This window comes from Ruegeria sp. I1, assembly GCF_056532675.1.
The window spans coordinates 32,456-52,505 of the sequence record NZ_JBQFNM010000008.1 but is presented as its reverse complement, the minus strand read 5'-3'; the positions used below and the strand labels follow the sequence as shown (position 1 = coordinate 52,505).

Below are 20,050 nucleotides of genomic sequence, written 5' to 3'. Positions count from 1 at the left end.
AGAGGGACCGGAAACATGTTCAAGAAACTTGCAATCGGTGCCGCGTTTGCCTTGGCCCTTGCGCCCGCCTCGACCTTTGCGGCAGGTGGCGGTGAGCAGCATATCGAAGACTATGCGTTCTCGTTCGAAGGGCCGTTTGGTACTTGGGATGAGTTCCAGCTGCAGCGCGGTCTTCAGATCTACACCGAGGTTTGCGCAGCCTGCCATGGCCTGCAATATGTGCCTCTGCGTGATCTCGAAGCGCTGGGGTATTCGGAAGAACAGGTGATCGCTTATGCGGCCGCCAACTTTGAGGTGTTCGACCCTGAGCTGGACGATTTCCGCCCGGCGATTCCGACCGATCACTTCCCGGCCAACACAGGGGTTGGCGCACCTGACCTGAGCCTTATGGCCAAGGCGCGTGCAGGATTCCACGGACCTTATGGTCTGGGGATCAACCAGCTGGTCAAAGGCATGGGTGGCGCAGAATACATCGCGTCCCTGTTGAATGGCTATACAGGAGAAGAGAAAGAAGAGGCGGGAACCATCCTGTACGAGAACAAAGCCTTCCCCGGCGGTTGGATCTCGATGGCACCGCCTCTGTCGGATGAGCAGGTCGAGTTTGCCGATGGTCACGCAAATGACGTTGAGCATATGTCGGAAGACCTGGCTGCGTTCCTGATGTGGACAGCCGAGCCAAAGTTGATCGACCGTAAGAATGCCGGTTTTGTCGGCGTGATCTTCCTGACGGTTCTGTCTGTGCTGCTGTATCTGGTGAACAAGCGCCTTTGGGCACCGCACAAGGGCAAAGCGCGTAAGGACTGATCGTTCTTATCGGATTGGAATTGGAAACCCCCGCACCATCAGGTCGCGGGGGTTTTTGCTTGAAGGTTGGTTGAAGGGGCCAGCCCCTTCTTGGCCTTTGGCCAATTCATCTCCGGGATATTTCTGGCCAGACGAAGAGTGGATCAGGCTGTTAGCTGTGTCGCAGTGTGACCGGTGACCGTTGCAGTTACGATCTGGCCTTCGGCTTGGGGCGCGTCAAAGGTCACTTCGGTGAATTGTTCGGTTCGGCCCATATGCGTGTTTTCCATCAGAACTTGATGGGTTTTGCCGATCTGGGAAGCGAGATGTTTGGCGACCTGTGTCTCACCGGCTTTGCGCAGACGGGCGGCGCGGGCTTTGATGATTGTGCCGTTGACCTGCTGCGGAATGCGGGCGGCTGGTGTACCGTCGCGTTTTGAGTACGGAAAGATATGCAGCCAGGTCAGATCACATTCAGTGACCAGTTTCATAGAATTCTCGAAATGAGCGTCGGATTCAGTGGGGAACCCGGCGATGATGTCGGCGCCAAAAGTCATCTCGGGTCGCAGTTTGCGCGCCTCTTCGGTGAAGCGGATGGCGTCATCGCGCAGGTGGCGGCGTTTCATCCGCTTCAGGATCAGGTCGTCGCCATGTTGCAGGGACAGGTGTAGATGCGGCATCAGGCGTGGCTCGGTCGCGATTGCCTGCATCAGATTCTCGTCCACTTCGATGGAATCGATCGAGCTGATCCGCAGGCGCGGCAGATCTGGCGCCAGCTTCAGAATGCGCATCACCAGATCGCCCAGCTTGGGCTGCGCGGGCAGGTCCGCGCCCCATGAGGTCAGATCAACGCCGGTTAGCACAACCTCGTTGTAGCCCCTATCAACCAAACGCTTGATCTGATCCACTACGACGCCTGCGGGCACACTGCGTGAATTGCCTCGGCCATAGGGGATGATGCAAAAGGTGCAACGGTGGTCACAGCCGTTCTGGACCTGTACATAGGCACGGGATCGAGTACCGAAGCCATCGATCAGATGACCGGCGGTTTCTGTGACCGACATGATGTCATCAACCTGAAGCGCCTCGGTCTCGCCAATGAAATCTGCAGCCATCCCCTTCCAGGTATCGGGCTGCATCTTTTCGGTGTTGCCGATGACCGCGTCGACCTCATCCATTTTTGCAAAGGTCTCAGGTTCGGTTTGTGCCGCGCAGCCGGTGACAATCAGGCGCGCGTCAGGGTTTTCCCGACGCAGCCTTCGGATTTCCTGACGGGCTTTGCGGACGGCCTCGGCCGTCACCGCGCAAGTGTTCACCACGACCGCGTCGGTCAGGCCAGTCTGCTGGGACAGTTCCTTCATCGCCTCGGTTTCATAGGCGTTGAGGCGGCAGCCCAGGGTGGTGAACTTTGGGGCGCTCATCCCAAAGACCTTAGGAATTCGGGTGTCAGGGTGCCGGAAAATACATGGGCCGTTGGTCCTGTCATCCAGACGCCATCGTCGCGCCAGTCGATCCAGATGGTACCGCCATCCAGTTCGATTTGGACCTTGCGGCCCGTCAGCCCACGGCGCGCGGCCGCGACCGCTGTAGCACAGGAGGACGAGCCCGAGGCCAGGGTGATGCCAACGCCCCGCTCCCACACCCGCATCCGAATATGATCGCTACCAATGATCTGTGCCACCTGCACATTTGTGCGCTGGGGGTAGAGCGGGTGGTACTCGTACCGCGACCCGAATTCAGTGAGGGGAATCGCATCGGCGTCGTCTACGAAAAACGTACAATGTGGATTGCCCATGCCGGTCGCGGTGGGCGCGCCTTCAATTGGCAGTTCCAGCGTATCCATCTCTTCTGCCAAAGGGATGTCCCGCCAATTGAGCTGCGGTTGTCCCATATTGACCGAGGTCAGACCATCGCCTGCATCTTTGGCCGCGAGAGAGCCCCGTTCGGTGGTCAATGAGAGCTCGGACTTTCCAGACTCGTCCATTAGAAACCGGGCAATGCAGCGCGTGGCGTTGCCGCAGGCGGCCGAGGTTGAACCATCGGCGTTATAGAACACCAGGTGCGCATCCTCAGCGCCGTTTTCGATAACGGCCAGTTGATCGAAGCCAACGCCAAACTGGCGATGCCCGATGGCCTTGGCCATAGCCGGAGTGATCGATGACGCATGTTCGCGTGCATCGACAATGACGAAGTCATTGCCCAGCCCATGCATCTTCATGAAGCGCAAACCGGTATCGAGTCTCTGTTGCATGGCGGGCATATAACGTCGGTGGAATAATGAATCCACCCTGTCGCCACGATTCGTGAAAAAAGGTCTTGACCCCCCCGCGCCACCTGCCTAAGTAGGCCGCCTATCGGGTCGCCGGAAACATCTAAAACACAGGCGAAACGAGGTGTGAAATAAGGTCTTGAACCTGATCGGGAAAATACCTTACAGAGCGCCACGGATCAGCAAGATCCAACAAAAGAGTGGGCCGTTAGCTCAGTTGGTAGAGCAACTGACTTTTAATCAGTGGGTCGCAGGTTCGAATCCTGCACGGCTCACCACTTTTTTCAAAGAACATGTTTGACGTGGCGATTCCGGGCCTGGACCATTGGGAGCCGGTTCACTCTGGCGGGTTGCACCCTTTGCCGAGCTGGCGGGATCCCTCGGCAGAATTCCGTTCTTTATCCCGTGACGCTCTGGGAATCATGTCATATTGAGATATGGTGCAGCGCATTGCCCTTGATTTTGACGTACCCGAAAATCTGACCTCTCTTGTCACACGCGTGTAGTCAAAAGTTCAGAAAAGGCGCGTTGATTCACAAACTCGAAAGGTGACCTATGTCTTTCTCCAGCCGCAATCAGATTTCTCGCCGCCAGTTCCTCGCCACAACAACTGCAAGTGTTGCGGCTATTACGTTGCACCCGTTCTCGGCGGCTGCAGCGAGCAACCAGGCGCATCTGAGGATCATGGAAACCACTGACATTCACGTCCATGTCTTCCCCTACGACTATTACGCAGACAAACCCCGCGATACGGTTGGCCTGTCCCGCACCGCGTCGATCATCAATGAGATCCGGTCAGAGGCGACGAACTCTCTGCTGGTCGATAATGGCGACTTTCTGCAGGGCAATCCGATGGGTGACTACATCGCCTATGAACGGGGCATGAAAGAAGGCGACAGCCACCCGATCATCACTGCTTTCAACACGGTTGGCTATGATGCGGCGACACTGGGCAATCACGAGTTCAACTACGGCCTGGAGTTTTTGGACAAAGCCCTGGCCGGGGCCGAATTCCCGGTTGTTCTGGCCAATGTCGCCAAGGAAAAAGGCGCAAACCCGCGCGATGACAAGACCTTGGTGAAACCCTACGCGATCCTGGATCGTGAGATTGAAATGGGCGACGGCACCAAGCATCCGATCAAGATCGGGGTGATCGGCTTTACCCCGCCGCAGGTCATGAACTGGGATCGCAAGCACCTTGAGGGCAATGTCGAGGCGCGTGATATCGTCGAGACCGCGCAAGCCTATGTGCCCGAGATGAAGGAACAGGGCTGTGATCTGATCATTGCGCTGTCGCATTCGGGGATTGGCGAGGCCGATCATGCGGACGGGATGGAGAATGCTTCGGTCGTTCTGGCCGGAGTTGATGGCATCGACGCGCTGGTCACGGGCCACAATCACCTTGTCTTCCCATCACCAACCTTTGCGGATCGCCCTGGTATTGACGTGGAAAAGGGCACGCTGATGGGCAAGCCCGCTGTCATGGGTGGCTTCTGGGGCTCGCATCTTGGTCTGCTGGATCTGTTGTTGGAGCGGGATGGAAATGAATGGCGGGTGGTCACCACCACGTCCGAGGCGCGCCCGATTTCCAAACGCAACGAAGATCGTTCCATCACCGCTTTGGTGGGTGATGATCAGACGGTGCTCGACTCGGTTGCGCAGGATCACGATGAAACGCTGGCCTATGTCCGGCGCGCTGTTGGCAAAACCTCGGCCCCGCTGCACAGCTATTTTGCGTTGGTCGCGGATGATCCGTCCGTCCAGATCGTCTCAATCGCGCAAAAATGGTATGTCGAAGAGATGATGAAGGGCACCGAGCACGAAGGCCTGCCGATTCTTTCGGCAGCGGCTCCGTTCAAGGCTGGTGGCCGGGGCGGTCCTGAATACTACACCGATGTTCCAGTCGGTGATGTGGCGATCAAAAACGTGGCTGACCTGTATCTGTACCCCAACACGGTGCGCGCGGTGCGTGTGAACGGCGCTCAGGTCCGGGGCTGGCTAGAGCGGTCGGCGGGCATGTTCAATCAGGTTGAAGTTGGTGCGGAAGATGCGATCCTGCTGAACCCGGATTTCCCGTCCTATAATTTCGACGTGATGGATGGCGTGACCTATCAGATCGACCTATCACAACCCTCGCGCTTTGGACCGAAAGGGGAAGAGGTCAACCCAGACGCCGCCCGGATCGTGAACCTTGCCTTCAACGGTGAGCCGGTTACAGATGACATGGAGTTCATCATCGCCACCAACAATTATCGCGCTTCGGGTGGGGGCTCCTTCCCTGGCGCGTTGGGCGATACAGTGGTGTTCGAAGCGCCTGATACCAACCGCGATGTCATAGTGCGCTACATCGTTGAGCAGGGCACCATCGATCCAAAGGCAGACGCCAACTGGTCCTTTGCTCCGCTTGAGGGCACCACGGTTCTGTTTGAAACCGGCCCGAAAGCCCGCGACTATATGAGCGATGTCAAAGGGGTCACGATCGAGGATGCCGGCGAAGGTGCAGACGGGTTTGCCGCCTTCCGGATCAAACTCTGACGCCTGATCCAATTTGATGACTTCTTCCGCCACGGTAATATTGCGGTGGCGGAAGACCCAGTGGCGGAAGGCCTACAAGAAGTTACCAGTTTTTGTAATGATTTCCTGCGCATGGGTATAGGTCACTGCGTGACCTGCCCCTTCGATCACGTGGCTAACTTGATTCCGGTTCCATCTGTCAAAGCGCCTTTGCGCATCAGGATGAGGTATGGTGCTGTCTTGGTCCGCAAAGATTGCCAGAACTTTCACGTTTGAATCTGCAATCGCCTCATGCTCGGCCCTCATCTTGGATGCCAGCACTCCCTTTAATGAGGATAACAGCGCTGGGATGTACCCCCGGTACTCCAGCTCTGCCAGTTGATTCTCAAGGACAAACTGCACGTTCTTGTCATTCGGAAAGTCTCTTGCTGCTCTCTTGAACTGTTTCCACAGGGCGCAGGGTAAAAACTCTGAAATGATTGGATCGGAAAGCCTGGGAATCTGCCGGGCGACGAAGCGGGGGAACGGTTTTTGAACCGCCATGCCAGCCGGAGCAATCAGCAGAAGACGTTCGACGTCACCCGGCCGTTCGCTCACGAAACGCGCGGCAATGGCACCACCCATCGAGTATCCAACGATGTTCAGTTTTTGGTCATTCAGTTTCAGGTGTACCAGTATTTGGGTCAGTTGGCGTGTGAACAGCTCTGCCGTGTGCGCCACATTATCGGGACGGCTGGAATATCCACGCCCGTACAGATCATAGCTGAGGATGCGGTAGCCTTTCTTGCGCAGCTCGGGTTTCAGCGCGGTCCACACATAGCTTGCGGTTGACCAACCGTGAATGCAGATGAGCAAAGGTTTACCTTTGTCCTCCTCTTTGTTGTCTAACTCATAGTAGGTTTGGCCATGTTCGAGATCCAAGAAACACTCGGGCGACGGCTTATGGTCGGGGCCTACCATCACCTTGCGCGCGTATTCATCGTTCCGCCATTCTGATTCCAAAATCCCCATACCCAATCTCCTTGAATTGCTTCGGCACATTCCGACCGTCGCTGTGATTGTCATATAAAATGCGCCATGGTGGATGGGGTGTCGCGCCTTGAATCTCGCCACATCCGCAAAGGTGTAGGCTAGGCGCTTCTGTCAACCACGGCTTGGTTCAGCTCAATACATTCATTCAAATCGACCATTGCAAGGCTTTCGGCAACGGCCCGTCTGATCAGAGTATACCGGATCAAAGCACACGGCAAAGAGATCACAGATCGACTCTTCAGACTTGACTTTTGCATTGTTGCATCTGATATTTCTGTCATGACAGAAATTATTGACATATCGAAATCCAACGCATCCAGTCAGTTCATCCTATATTGGGGCGATATGGGCACCCAATGGGGCGTCAATCGATCGGTGGCGCAGATCCACGCGCTGCTGTTCCTCAGCACCAAGCCGATGAATGCGGAACAAATCTCCGAGGCGCTTGGGATCGCGCGTTCAAATGTGTCGAACTCTTTGAAAGAACTTGTCAGCTGGCGTTTGATCCGGCGGGTGCCGATTCCGGGTGAGCGGCGCGAACATTTCGAGGCCGAGACCGATGTTTGGGAGATGGTGATCCGCATCGCGCAAGGCCGCAAAGAGCGTGAGATCGATCCCGCTGCTGCAGCCATTCGCACATGTGTCGCGCAGGCTGAAAGCGAAAGTGGGCTAGAGCCGGAGGTATTGCAGCGTATGCAGGCGATGCAGGATTTCCTGAGCACGGCTGACAAGTGGTATCACGATATGCTGACGGTTCCTCGGCCCAAGCTGATCATGCTTATGAAGATGGGCAGCAAAGTCGCCTCATTCCTGAAGCTCACGGGGGGCAAGCCAAGCGGCTAAAAATTTTTGACATATAAATTCTCTTCTGACGGAAATAACAGAATGTTCGAAAAACACGAAGCACAGCCCTTTCAAAACGCGCAGACTATTGAGGCTGATGTCAAAACGCAGCCATCTGATCGGCACCAAGGGGATACCCGTTTCTTCGAGCTGTTGGGGCAAGACGGATGGAACCGATTGCCCGCTGCGATCAGGCGGCGCTTTAGCAAACGATTGTCTGGAGGTGCCAGTCTTGTTTATCAGGGTCGCGTGTCCGAGATGCAGATGAATCTGGCCGGGCGATTGCTGGCTTTTGTCATGCGAGCCATAGGCGCGCCGCTACCATTTGATCGCACATCGGCCGGGCGCTCTGCCGTTGTGGTTGTCACCGAAGACGTTGCAACCGGGGGTCAATTCTGGATTAGGCAATATGGCCGGTCCTCGGGGTTTCCGCAGATTGTCAGCAGCTCCAAACGCTTCGACGGTCCGACCGGGTTAGAGGAATACATAGGCTATGGAATTGGCATTGCATTGCGGTTGCAAAGCACCCGGAACGCCTTGCTGTTCATCAGTGACAGCTATTTTGTGAAACTGGGCCGCAGGCGCATCCCTTTGCCCAAATGGGTATGCCCGGGCAATCTTGTCATCGGGCATGAAGAACTGGGTGATGGGCAGTTCAAGTTCACACTGGCACTGACTCATCGGCTGTTGGGTTCGGTCATATATCAGGATGCGGTCTTCTTCGATGCCGAGATCGTTGAGGCGACCGATGCCTGATCTTCCAAACCACACCATGAAGGTTGTGATCATCGGTGGATATGGCGTCTTTGGTGCGTTGACTGCCCGTTTGCTTGCGCGCGATGGGCATCAACTGTGGTTGGCCGGCCGGCAACCTTCGAAGGGTTGCGCTCTTGCCCGAGAACTCGGGGCAGAGACCCTGGCGGTCGATATTCACTCTGCACCCGAAATCATTTTCAGTGTCGCGCCGGATGTTGTCATAGATGCGGCGGGGCCGTTCCAACATTATGGCCAGGATCCATATCTTGTCCCGCGCTTATGTGTTCAGCACGGCTGCCATTATCTGGATTTGTCCGACAGTTCAGAATTCACAATGGGTATCGCGCGGCTGAACGCACAGGCCGAGGCGGCAAATGTCTTTGTGCTTTCGGGCGCGTCCAGCGTATCGGGCCTGTCCTCGATCATCGTTGACGATCTGATAGACGGGCTGGACAAGATCGACCTTATCGACATTGCAATACTGCCGGGCAACCGGGCGCCGCGCGGGATGTCGGTGATCAAGAGCATTGTCAGCGGCGTTGGCCGCCCCTCACAGGTTCTTCGGGATGGCAGTTGGCAGACCGTGCGGGGCTGGACAGATCGCAAAATCTACTCGCTTGCGCCGGGTCTGCGGCGTGCTGGTTATTTCGTGGACGTCCCCGACATACACCTGCTGCCAGACAGGATTGCCGCCTCAACCGTCATGTTTCGGGCGGGTTTGGAACTGGGGGTGATGAATGCATCGCTGTCCGCATTGGCTTGGCTTCGCCGCCGCTGGCGTCTTGCCCTGTCCGATGTGGCCTATTCCGCGCTCTATTGGTTGTCGAAAGCGCTCTATCCGTTTGGAACAGATCGCGGGGGGATGCAGGTGCGTGTCACAGGGCGGCGGAACGGGCAGAGCATTACCCGAACATGGACCCTGATCGCCGAGGACGGAGATGGCCCGTTTGTGCCTGGTATCACCTGTCGTGCAATCCTGCGCGGGACTGTTACGCCGCGTCCCGGCGCGCGCCCGTGTATGGCTGAGCTGCCAAGACGTGTTGTTGAGGACGTCATGAGCGATCTGGCGATTACCATTCGGTTGGACGAGACGGTCTAACCCAGCCCTTCTTGATCGGTTTTTACGAAGGAACTATCTGGTCCAGATGACAGATCAGAACAACAACAGTGTGGTTCGCAAACGGCTTTGGGCGTTGGCTATCTTCATCGCCGCACTTTGGGCGATACAGGTCATCAACTGGGCGCTGGGCTATCGATTGAACCTGGCCTTCGGATTGATCCCTCGGCATTTGGGTGGGATTGATGGGATCTTCGGGATGCCGGTTCTACACGCCAGCTTTTCTCATCTCATGTCAAACACACCGCCACTTGTGTTGATGGGCACATTGCTTGCGCTGACCGCAACGCGCGCGCTTTTGTTGGTGAATGTCATCATTATCGCCTTGGGTGGCGCGCTCGTTTGGCTTTTTGGCAGCAACGCCATCCATATCGGTGCATCTGGTTTGGTGTTTGGATGGTTCGGGTTTCTTGTCGCGCGTGGTGTGGTGGACAGATCTCCGGTGACACTCGGGGCCGCGCTCTTGGTGGCACTGGTCTACGGTTCGATCATCTGGGGTGTTTTGCCCGGCCAGCCCGGGATTTCGTGGGAGGCGCATCTGTTTGGCGCCCTGGCCGGAGCCCTCGCAGCCCTTGTGATCCGCACCCATGTTCATGCGCCGCGTATCTCGAATGTCGAACAATGATAGGGGCGTCCGATAAGGACGACTGGAAGAGACATGCTTGCGGTCATCTTTGGCTCGATCCCTAAAAACGATAGCTGATTGCGGGCTTGCCGGCCGGGTAAGCATTTAAGATCGCGGGTGGGGTTGAATTCAAGTCTCGTATGATACATCTGTGTCTCATGAGTGTAATTCGTCCAACCACCAAAGATGCCATCATCGAAGCCGCGTTCGAGGTTTTTTCGCAAAACCAAGCCGCCTCACTTGGCGATGTCGCACAGCATGCCGGCGTGGGCCGTGCGACGCTGCATCGGCATTTCCCCGGACGGCCCGAACTGATGCGCGCCTTGGCAAAGATTGCAATGGCCGAACTTGATGAAGCCGTTGAACAGGCCACGGCAGATGCAACAAGCTATGAAGAAGGCTTTCGGCTGTCACTGCACGCAATTGTTCCACTGGCAAACCGTCAGTTGTTTCTGGCCAATGAGGGGTTGGAGGCAGACCCTGAAATAGCCGCAGCCTATGACAAAGGCCTTCAGGAGCTTCGGCGCGATGTCGACGCGGCCAAACAAGAAGGCGCGTTTGACCCGAACGTTCCAACTGACTGGATTGTCGAGGCCTATGAAAACCTCATCTACGCCGCCTGGTCCCTTGTCCAATCCGGCGAGGCAACAGCCAAGCAAGCTGCCGATTTGGCCTGGCGGACACTTTCCCAAGGATTGAAAGGAGAGGCGTAATGAACCTCGAAACCCTGACCACACAGATCGACGAGGTGTTCTTTCTGATCGGCGCTGCGATCTTGTTGATCGAAATCGCCGAGATGATTTTCAAAGGCGATTTCAAAGCCAAGACCTTTGGCGAAATGCTGGCAAGCGCATCGACCCAGATCCCGTATCTGTTGGTCGAAACCTTTGTTCTGACTGGGGCCTACGGGCTGTATTGGATCATCTCTCAGGGTCTGCCATGGACCATCCCCGTGACCTGGTGGAGCGTGATTTTGGTGATCGTGCTGGCCGACATCACCTATTATTGGGAACACCGGATTGCCCACGAGGTGCGCCTGCTTTGGACCCAGCATGCGGTGCATCATTCCTCGCGCGATATGAACATCATCACCGGTATCCGATTTGGCCCCTTGGAAGGCGTATGGTCCCTGATCGCCCATATTCCGCTGGCCCTTATGGGGTTCGCACCCGAGGCAATTGTGTTTGGCGTGATCGCAGTGCTGGCTTATCAGACATGGCTGCACACGGAACTGATCGGCAAGCTGGGGCCGGTTGAATATGTGATGAACACGCCGTCTCATCACCGTGTCCACCACGGGTGTGATGACAAGTATCTGGACAAAAATTATGGTGGTATCTTCATCATCTGGGATCGGATCTGGGGCACATTCCAGATCGAGGAAGAGACCCCCCGCTATGGCCTGACACGCGATTTTGACAGCCGGAACCCTATCAAAGTCTGGTTCTCGGAATGGCCGGACCTGATCCGGGATATTGCCCGGTCAAAGAGCATCCAAGAAGCTTTCTCTACTCTGATCAGGCCTCCGGGCTGGGAGCCGAAGAAGTGATCAGACGCGGGGTTACAATGGATCGCAGAGATTTCATAGCCGCAGCTTTGGGTGCCTTGACGTCTGGCTTTGTGCCCATTGCCGGGGCTGCAAAAGGCACACGTACTGCAACCGGATACATCCGAACAAATTGGAGCCGCGATCCATATAGCCTTGGGTCCTATTCCTATCTTGCCAAAGGATCGTGGCGTAAGGATCACGCAGCCCTTGGCCGTCCAGTCGGTGATCGTCTGTTTTTTGCAGGCGAGGCCACCCATCCATCCTATAACAGCACGGTGCATGCCGCCTATGAATCCGGGATCATGGCGTCAGAGGCGGTTTCTGAAACAGGTGCCAAAACCGTTGCTATCATTGGCGCGGGGATGAGCGGGCTTGCCGCCGCGGATGCGCTGGCAAGGCGCGGATATGATATCACGATCTGGGAAGCGCGCGACCGTATTGATGGACGCATCTGGACCGACAATCGCCTTGGCGCAGCGCTTGATCTGGGCGCGAGCTGGATACACGGCACCGATGGCAATCCGCTAACACAGCTTGCGAAATCACAGGGCGTAGCAACCCTGGCAACGACGAATAGCTATGTCATTCGTGGCAGTGATGGGCGCGAAATACCGGTTGATGATACCCCTGATTGGGTTGATAATGTTGTGTCCGTTCAGCACAGCGCAGGCGCGGATACTGCCGAGATCAATGTCTTGGCCTATCTGCGAGATACTGACTATGGCGGGGAAGAGGTGGTCTTCCCGGGGGGCTATGCACAGCTGCTCGACGCGTTTTCCAACGACTTCGACATCCAGTTGAATCGCGAATTGGCGCGTGTCGAGTTTGATGGCGAAGGCGTTCGATTGGAAGACAAGGCCGGGCAATCGGACAGGTTCGACACAGTTATCGTGACGGTTCCGTTGGGTGTGCTGAAACAGGGTTCGATCACCTTCTCTCCGCCTTTGCCAGCTGAAAAGCAAAGCGCCATCGCAAGTCTTGGTATGGGGACGTTAGACAAAGTGTATCTGCGGTATAAAGATGTCTTCTGGGATGCCGACAAAACATGGATCATCACACCGGAAACCGGTTTGCCGCAGGGCCAATTCAACCAATGGCTAAACCTTTATCCCTATACCGGGCAGCCGATCATCATGGCCTTTAACGGCGCACAGCCTGCGCGGGATTTGGCGAATTTGTCTGATGCAAAGATTGTCGAACGCGCCCAGAAAACACTCGACACTGCATATCCTATTTTTGATTAGCGGTCGCCGCACCTCTGCAAGGCGTCGTATTCTCTTAAATCTGGCGTTCCCAATCCTTATTCAGCAGTGACGGCCAGTTTCAAAAGCTGCGCTGCAGAGCTTTCTATTTCCGCCCAGTATTGTAATAAGTTCTACCAAACCGAAGAGCGGCATCATGACTGGTGATTGATGACGCCTACAGATCGTAAATCAAGGCCGTTAAAGTAGCTTTACAAACACCCGGTATTTCAATCTTCTTGCGCGCAGCGCCTCTGGGCCAGTTGAAGATTGTATCTGAAATTTTGGAGTATTCCTGTGCTTTCCAACAATGGTTTTCAAGGTGGTCAGGGCGACCCGGGAGAGTTTGTCAGCATATGGCTGGTGATCCGGCGCAATCTGCTTCCTGTGGCCTTCCTGTTTGGAATCGCAGTGATTTTGACGTCTCTGTACATGCGGACGGTTCCCGACAGGTACCGCACCGTCGCCCAGATGGTGCTGTCTTTGTCAGAGACACGATACAGTGACACGACGGGGCGTCTTGAAACCATTGAACTGGGTCGATCAAGTATCGAGACCGAGATCGAAAAGCTCAAATCGCGCGATTTCGCGGGTCAAGTGGCGGAAACACTGGGCCTGTTTGAGGATGATAGTTTCGTTTCGCGCGTAAACCCCGATACCGGGCTCGAACAACCTGCGGCGCTGCATCGCGAGGCTGTGATTGACAAAGTTCTGGGCTCATACAGCCTGTCCCGCGCTGGCGAAAGCTTAGCGATTTCGGTGGAGGGTCGGTCCACAGATGCCGAACTGTCTGCTGCTTTGGCCAATACGGTCATCACGCAGTACATAAGTAACGAGCTTGGCGAACGTATTAATCGTTTGGACAAAAACATCGATGACGTACGGCGGCGTGTCAATTTGCTGGGCGAAGAACTTACCAGCAACGAAGCGGACCTGGCGAATTTTATCCGCTCGGACAATCTGGATGACGAGCAGCTGTTGGACCAATTGCGCAGCGCGGCCGAGCGGGCCCGCACCATCCTGTCCATTGGTCTGGAGCAAAACGTTCCACCGGAAGAAGAACTGGTGTTGCGTGAAGAACTGGCCGCCGCTGAGGAACGGCTTCAACTCAGAACCCGGCAAGAGCTGACGCTGCTGCGTAAGGAGCGGGAAATCGAGCTGCTCAGGTCGCGGTATCAGGCCTCGGTTGATGAGTTGAATCTGCTGGAAACCCGAAGCGGCCAGATCGAAGCAGGCACAAGCCAGGTGTCCGTCGCCCGCGTTCCACAAGTGCCATACGCGCCCAATCGTGCGCTGACAGTTGCCCTGGCCGGAGCGATGTCGATCATGATCGGCTTTGTTCTGGCACTGATCCGGGAAGGGCTTGATCGAACAATCAAGACCGAGAAACAGATTTTCAATGCGACAGGGCTGCAGAATCTTGGCTATTTCGTAAAGCAGAAATACGGGCCAAAAGGGCGTGCTGCTGCCGTGTTCGAACCGATTGAGAACCCACGGACCCCTCTGGCAGAAACGGCACGCGGGATTCTGACCAACTGCATCAAGTTTCAACACTCGAAGGTGGTATTGGTTTCATCGGCGCTGCCCAACGAAGGGAAATCATTCATCAGTACGGTGCTGGCGACCACGGCGGCCGCAGATGGAATGAATGTCGCCCTTGTTGATCTGGATGTGTACCGAAAAGGGGCAACCAAGCTTCTGATCCCGGACAGCGCTGATATCAAATGCTCGGACCTGTACTCGTATGACATCGCTCCGCAACAGGTTGTTGGCGCCCAGGATGCGCCGGGTAAGCTGGACCTGATCACGGTCGAATCCCCAACGCGCGAGCTGACAGATGATGCCGAAATGAAGCTGCGCAAGCTGAAGGACACGCTGACATCCAGGTACGATCTGGTGGTGATCGATACCCCGCCCGCGCTGGTCATGGATGAGGTCTATCGGAACAACACTTTGATCGATGCCGCGATCCTTGTGGTTCGCTGGGGCAGATCGCCCCAAGACGCCGTGCAGGCGGTCACGCGGCGCCTATCTCAGGCCGATGTCAATGTCATCGGAACCATCTTGAATGACGTCGATCCCAAAAAGTTCCGCTGGATCGGATATGAAGGCTACTATGGGCACTATGACTATTACAAATAGCGCCTTGGAGATCGGCGGTTAGCAGGCTCGACCGGGGAAGGTGACATCCACGCGATGACATAGGTTGAATGACAAGATGATCAGCAGCGAAACACTCAAGCGACCTCGGTCATCGTTGGAAAGCGCCGAGTTTTTCTGCGTCGTCCTGGGTGTGCTGTTTTCGTCTTTTGCGTCTTTGCGTCATCCCGGTGCCTCCTTCACGGTCAGCGATTTTTTTATCACCTTCGGGCTTTTGTTCCGATTTATCAGGGCCATCCCGCTATACCCGATGCAGGCAGCCTCTTCGATGTGGTGGCTGGGTATCGCGATGCTGATGACCGGGCTGCTGATCGGCAGCATCGCCTATGGCGATCCGGTGGATGCTGTGGTTGTCCTGATCCAGTACTTCTTTTCATTTGTCGCATTGCCGCTCGCCATTCTTGGCCGCCCGCACAAAGAGGCGGTATTGCTCGCCAAAATGGGCGTTATGTCCGTTGTCATAAGCTGCCTTGTCGGCCTTGGCGCCTATTCAATCGGGTATAATGGCGGGCACCGACGGCAGCTTGCGCTTGTTGCAGGCAACAACCGACTGACGGGTTTGACCGACAACGCCAACGCCTTTGCGGCAATCATCGTGCTGTGGTTCCCGGTGCTTTGGTATCTCGGCTTGGTGCGCGCCTATAAGATGATTACATTTGCGTGTTTCTTCGCCTTGACCTTTACCGGGCTCATCTTCACCAGCTCCAACTCGAATCTGGCAGGGGCGCTGATCAGCGGCGCCATCTATCTGTTCTTGCTAGGAAAATTCCGTATTTTCTTTATCTGGTCGGCGGTGTTTGCCGTGACTGCCTGGGTGGGCATTACATTTGCCGACAAGATCCTACCGCAGAAATTTGTCGAACGCGTTCTCAGCCCACTTCAGCAAGGGAATATCGAGGGTGTCGGCACCTTCAGTGATCGTGCTGAGCTGATGATCGAGGCCTGGCGGTTCCTGCCCGACTACTATGTTCTGGGCATGGGGGCCGAGCAGTACCGCGAACTCAGTTCACATGATCTGCCGGTCCATAATCTGTATCTGCTGCTGGCCAACGAAGGTGGCCTGATGTCATTGATGGGTCTGCTGTTTTTGTATCTGGCAGCGATTACCTATGCCACTCTGGCGGGCCCCGATACGCCGTATAGAACCGCGGCGCGCACGACGGTCATAACGGCGACGCTGACCTTTGCTGCGTTGATGGTGAGCTTCACCCACATCTACCATCGCGCGTATCTGGTGCCGTGGATTGTCTCAATCGGGCTTTTGTACAGCCCGATGCGCCCGGATTGGCTGCATAAGGCGCAGGTACGTGGCGGAACTTGACGCCTGCGCATTGCAGCAGGTGTTCGGATGGGCTGCAAGTTGAACGTAAGTAGCAAGCTCAATGAAACCGAGCAGTCGTATCTATCTATGTTCAGAAGAAATGGTGCCCAGGAGAGGACTCGAACCTCCACGTCCATACGGACACTAGCACCTGAAGCTAGCGCGTCTACCAATTCCGCCACCTGGGCAGGTGTCGTGAGGGGGCGTTTAAGCCCAGCGACGGAGGGCGTCAACCGGATTCGGGAAGAATCCTGAAAGTTTTTTGAACCCGCTGATCTGGACCCTAGATTGGACAAAAGACAATGGGTATTGCGTGGCGATTTAGCGCCTTGTTCCGGGGCTGAGTGGGCGTTAGGTCTATGGCGTACACTTCGAACAGGAGGCCTCTCATGTCCAAACTGGTCACGATCTATGGCGGGTCAGGTTTTGTCGGTCGCTACATCGCGCGGCGCATGGCCGGCGAGGGGTGGCGTGTCCGGGTTGCGGTACGGCGCCCGAATGAGGCGATGTTCGTCAAACCCTATGGCGTTGTTGGTCAGGTCGAGCCGGTCTTGTGCAACATTCGCGATGACGCATCCGTTGCGCAAGCGATGCAGGGCGCGGATGCGGTCGTGAACTGTGTGGGCGTTCTGAACGAATTGGGCAAGAACGAATTTCCTGCGGTTCAGGCCGAAGGCGCCGAACGGATCGCGCGATTGGCTGCCGCGCAGGGTATTTCCCGTATGGTGCATCTGTCCTCGATCGGGGCGGATGCGGATGCCCAAAGCGAATATTCTCGCACCAAAGCGCAAGGTGAAGCTGGCGTGCTACAGCATATGCCCGGTGCTGTGATCCTGCGGCCGTCGATCATCTTTGGTACCGAAGATCAGTTCTTTAATCGCTTTGCCAGTATGGCGCGCATGGGTCCGTTCCTGCCACTGGTCGGTGCGGAAACGCAGTTTCAACCGGTCTATGTGGATGATGTGGCGCAGGCTGCGGTCAAGGGCATTTTGGGGCAAGCAGCGGCTGGTGTCTATGAGCTTGGCGGGCCCGAAGTGAAGACCTTCCGCGCGTTGATGCAGCAGATGCTTGAGGTGATCCACCGTCGCCGGATCATTCTGGGTGTGCCCTTCTTTGTGGCGAAGATCATGGCCGGTGTACTGGACATTGTGAAATTCGTCAGCTTTCAGCTGTTCCCCAACAATATCCTGACCCGCGACCAGCTCAAAAGCTTGCGTCACGACAATGTGGTTTCGGATGGGGCTATGTCCTTCGAGGAGCTGGGTATCGAGCCAACGACACTGGCGTCGGTACTGCCGGAGTATCTGTGGAAGTTCCGTCCCTCGGGCCAGTATGATGACATTCAGAATTCAGCCGACAATCTGCGAACCTGATCAGCTGTAGGCGACTGCCAACAGGATAATGCCCAGAACCACGCGATAGATCACGTAAGGTGTGAAGCTAACGCTGCGCAACAGGCGCATCATCAGGCTTAGGGCCAGTAGAGCTGAGACAAAGGCGAAGGCCGCAGCGATTGCTCCGTCTTTTGCAAGCTGTGCATTCGCCTGCTGGATAACATCTACAGATAGCAAAACCCCCGAGGCGATGATGGTCGGGATCGACATCAGCATGGCGATCCGGGCGCCGTCCTCTCGGGTGTATCCAAGTTGGCGTGCGCCGGTGATCGTGATGCCCGAACGCGAAGTGCCGGGGATCAGGGCGACGGCCTGCCACAGGCCCATGACAATTGCATCACGCAGACCCCAATCCTGTGCGGTTTTGGTTTGCGGTCCCTTCTGATCCATCCAGTAAAGTAGTAGACCAAACAAAAGCATCGTCCAGCCTATCACCGCGATAGAACGCAATGCCTCGGCCAGTCCCGTTAGATAGAGGATCAGCCCAGCAATCACAGTTGGGATCGTTGCGATGATAAGCCCAAGTGCCAGCCGTGATTGCGGGGTATCCGTACGACCCAACAGGGCACGCGGCAAGCCAAGGATGGCATCTTTCACGTCGCTCCAGAAATACAACACGACCGCGCCCAGCGTGCCCACATGAACAGCGACATCGATAGTTTGGCCTTGATCCTGCATCCCTGTCAGGTTTGGCAGCAGGATCAAGTGACCTGATGAAGATATTGGCAGAAACTCTGTAAGTCCCTGAATGACCGCCACCAGAATCAAGTGAAAGAGACTCATTGAACCTGCCGTACCGCTACCGTTTTGTGTTCAGGTTCATGGGTATTCCGGCGCCCGTAAAAAGGAAAGCAGGTTGATAGGTCCGAAGCGGAACTAAAATTAGCGCGAAAACTCACTAGAATCTCTCTTTGCGAGCACTTTTTCTAAATTAGGTCAGTATAATTGACTTTTCATCTGAAATCGCATCTCGTAAAGAATGCCGACCAAGCCAATTCATGGAGTCTGACCCGTGGCCAAGCAACCGATGCTGAAATTTGTGCAGATCGACCGTGCCATGCCCGAAAAGCGTGCCGCCGATGACCGTAGAGAAGATTTTGATGAAATCTATGCGGAATTCGCTGCAGAAAAAGCGGCAGAGCAGGCCAGCCGGTGCAGCCAGTGTGGTGTACCTTATTGCCAGTCACATTGTCCATTGCACAACAATATTCCTGATTGGCTGAACCTGACAGCAACCGGCCGCCTGGAAGAGGCTTACCAGACCAGTCAGGCCACCAATACCTTCCCCGAGATTTGCGGTCGTATTTGCCCGCAGGACCGCTTGTGTGAAGGCAATTGTGTGATCGAACAGTCGGGACACGGCACCGTCACCATCGGCACGATCGAGAAATACATTACTGATACCGCCTGGGACAAAGGCTGGGTACAGCCCGTTGTTCCAGCTTCTGAGCGCGGTGAAAGCGTTGGCATTATCGGCGGCGGCCCGGGCGGGTTGGCTGCGGCGGATATGCTGCGGCGCGCGGGTGTTCAGGTTACAGTCTATGACCGCTATGACCGTGCGGGCGGATTGATGATGTACGGAATTCCAGGCTTTAAATTAGAAAAAGACGTCGTACAGCGCCGCAACGACCTGTTGGCAGATGGCGGGGTCAAATTTGTTCTGAACTGCGATGTGGACGCAGCTAAGTTTGATGAAATTCGGGCGCAGCACGACGCGGTCATCATTGCTACAGGTGTATACAAATCGCGCGATCTGTCGATGCCGGGAAGCGGGCTGAATGGAATCGAAAAGGCGATCGATTTCCTGACTGCTTCGAACCGTAAAAGCTTTGGCGACGACGTCGAAGATTTCGACAATGGCCGCTTGAACGCTGCGGGCAAGAAGGTCGTTGTGATCGGCGGCGGCGACACCGCGATGGATTGCGTGCGCACCTCGATCCGACAAGGAGCGATTTCGGTCAAATGCCTGTATCGGCGCGACCGCGCGAATATGCCCGGCTCGCAGCGCGAAACACAAAACGCCGAGGAAGAAGGCGTTGTGTTCGAATGGCTTAGCGCACCAAAGGGCTTCACCGGCGATGATAATGTCATCGGTGTGATGGTGCAGAAAATGCGCTTGGGTCAGCCTGACGCATCTGGCCGCCAAGCGCCCGAGGTGATAGAAGGCGCGGATTATGTTGAAGACGCCGATCTCGTGATCAAGGCGCTGGGTTTTGAGCCCGAGGACCTGCCGACCCTGTTTGGCCAGCCCGATCTGCCCGTGACCCGCTGGGGCACCGTCAAGGCGGCTTTCCAGACGGGTGAGACCGAAATGGACGGTGTCTATGCCATCGGAGATATCGTGCGCGGCGCCTCTCTGGTCGTTTGGGCGATCCGCGATGGGCGCGATTGTGCCGACGCGATCATCGAACGGTTCAACGCAAAAGCTGCAATTGCGGCCGAGTGA

17 protein-coding genes and 2 tRNA genes are annotated in these 20,050 nt (G+C 55.9%); 14 read left to right on the top strand and 5 right to left on the bottom strand.

The window, feature by feature from the left end:
• Positions 1-15 precede the first annotated feature (15 nt).
• Positions 16-804 (top strand): cytochrome c1, encoded by a 789-nt coding sequence (locus ACR0DH_RS15115; RefSeq protein WP_170534384.1) that lies wholly within the window; start codon positions 16-18, stop codon positions 802-804.
• Positions 805-947: 143 nt separating this feature from the next.
• Here the strand turns inward: ACR0DH_RS15115 and mtaB are convergent, their stop codons facing one another.
• Complete coding sequence (mtaB, locus tag ACR0DH_RS15110) at positions 948-2,204, bottom strand: tRNA (N(6)-L-threonylcarbamoyladenosine(37)-C(2))-methylthiotransferase MtaB (RefSeq protein WP_480550351.1); 1,257 nt, start codon at positions 2,202-2,204, stop codon at positions 948-950.
• Entirely contained in the window at positions 2,201-3,043 is an 843-nt protein-coding gene (dapF, locus tag ACR0DH_RS15105; protein ID WP_480550350.1) for a diaminopimelate epimerase, read from the bottom strand. The genes mtaB and dapF overlap by 4 nt, the downstream gene beginning before the upstream one ends.
• Before the next feature lie 211 nt (positions 3,044-3,254).
• Here dapF and ACR0DH_RS15100 point away from each other — a divergent pair.
• Positions 3,255-3,330: transfer RNA gene (locus ACR0DH_RS15100), tRNA-Lys, on the top strand.
• A gap of 277 nt (positions 3,331-3,607) precedes the next feature.
• A complete protein-coding gene (locus ACR0DH_RS15095; protein ID WP_480550323.1) occupies positions 3,608-5,587 on the top strand; it encodes a bifunctional 2',3'-cyclic-nucleotide 2'-phosphodiesterase/3'-nucleotidase in 1,980 nt (659 codons plus the stop codon).
• Positions 5,588-5,659: 72 nt separating this feature from the next.
• Here the strand turns inward: ACR0DH_RS15095 and ACR0DH_RS15090 are convergent, their stop codons facing one another.
• Entirely contained in the window at positions 5,660-6,631 is a 972-nt protein-coding gene (locus ACR0DH_RS15090) for an alpha/beta fold hydrolase (protein ID WP_480550321.1), read from the bottom strand.
• Positions 6,632-6,877: 246 nt separating this feature from the next.
• On the opposite strand from ACR0DH_RS15090, the gene ACR0DH_RS15085 reads away from it, so the two are divergent.
• The 9 genes from ACR0DH_RS15085 to ACR0DH_RS15045 all read left to right on the top strand — a co-directional run bounded on the left by ACR0DH_RS15085 (position 6,878) and on the right by ACR0DH_RS15045 (position 16,210).
• Positions 6,878-7,441: a GbsR/MarR family transcriptional regulator gene (locus ACR0DH_RS15085; RefSeq protein WP_480550319.1), complete on the top strand. Its 564-nt coding sequence runs from the start codon at positions 6,878-6,880 to the stop codon at positions 7,439-7,441.
• A 42-nt stretch (positions 7,442-7,483) separates the two neighbouring features.
• Entirely contained in the window at positions 7,484-8,197 is a 714-nt protein-coding gene (locus ACR0DH_RS15080) for a DUF4166 domain-containing protein (RefSeq protein WP_480550317.1), read from the top strand.
• Positions 8,190-9,296: a saccharopine dehydrogenase family protein gene (locus ACR0DH_RS15075; RefSeq protein WP_480550315.1), complete on the top strand. Its 1,107-nt coding sequence runs from the start codon at positions 8,190-8,192 to the stop codon at positions 9,294-9,296. The genes ACR0DH_RS15080 and ACR0DH_RS15075 overlap by 8 nt, the downstream gene beginning before the upstream one ends.
• 46 nt (positions 9,297-9,342) lie before the next feature.
• A complete protein-coding gene (locus ACR0DH_RS15070) occupies positions 9,343-9,939 on the top strand; it encodes a rhomboid family intramembrane serine protease (protein ID WP_480550313.1) in 597 nt (198 codons plus the stop codon).
• Between the two features lie 158 nt (positions 9,940-10,097).
• Positions 10,098-10,652, top strand: a complete 555-nt coding sequence (locus ACR0DH_RS15065) for a TetR/AcrR family transcriptional regulator (RefSeq protein ID WP_480550311.1) — start codon at positions 10,098-10,100, stop codon at positions 10,650-10,652.
• A complete protein-coding gene (locus tag ACR0DH_RS15060) occupies positions 10,652-11,488 on the top strand; it encodes a sterol desaturase family protein (RefSeq protein WP_480545286.1) in 837 nt (278 codons plus the stop codon). The genes ACR0DH_RS15065 and ACR0DH_RS15060 overlap by 1 nt, the downstream gene beginning before the upstream one ends.
• A gap of 17 nt (positions 11,489-11,505) precedes the next feature.
• Positions 11,506-12,732 (top strand): flavin monoamine oxidase family protein, encoded by a 1,227-nt coding sequence (locus ACR0DH_RS15055; protein WP_480550309.1) that lies wholly within the window; start codon positions 11,506-11,508, stop codon positions 12,730-12,732.
• 294 nt (positions 12,733-13,026) lie between these two features.
• A complete protein-coding gene (locus ACR0DH_RS15050; RefSeq protein ID WP_480550307.1) occupies positions 13,027-14,871 on the top strand; it encodes a GumC family protein in 1,845 nt (614 codons plus the stop codon).
• Positions 14,872-14,947: 76 nt separating this feature from the next.
• Entirely contained in the window at positions 14,948-16,210 is a 1,263-nt protein-coding gene (locus ACR0DH_RS15045; protein WP_480545289.1) for an O-antigen ligase family protein, read from the top strand.
• Positions 16,211-16,311: 101 nt separating this feature from the next.
• Here the strand turns inward: ACR0DH_RS15045 and ACR0DH_RS15040 are convergent.
• Positions 16,312-16,398, bottom strand: a tRNA-Leu gene (locus ACR0DH_RS15040).
• Positions 16,399-16,599: 201 nt separating this feature from the next.
• Between ACR0DH_RS15040 and ACR0DH_RS15035 the strand changes: the two genes are divergently transcribed.
• Positions 16,600-17,583: a complex I NDUFA9 subunit family protein gene (locus ACR0DH_RS15035; RefSeq protein WP_480550306.1), complete on the top strand. Its 984-nt coding sequence runs from the start codon at positions 16,600-16,602 to the stop codon at positions 17,581-17,583.
• Here the strand turns inward: ACR0DH_RS15035 and ACR0DH_RS15030 are convergent, their stop codons facing one another.
• A complete protein-coding gene (locus tag ACR0DH_RS15030; RefSeq protein WP_480550304.1) occupies positions 17,584-18,387 on the bottom strand; it encodes an undecaprenyl-diphosphate phosphatase in 804 nt (267 codons plus the stop codon).
• Between the two features lie 229 nt (positions 18,388-18,616).
• Between ACR0DH_RS15030 and ACR0DH_RS15025 the strand changes: the two genes are divergently transcribed.
• The gene (locus ACR0DH_RS15025) at positions 18,617-20,050 is read left to right on the top strand and encodes an NAD(P)-dependent oxidoreductase (protein WP_480550302.1); all 1,434 of its coding nucleotides are present in this window, start codon (positions 18,617-18,619) and stop codon (positions 20,048-20,050) included.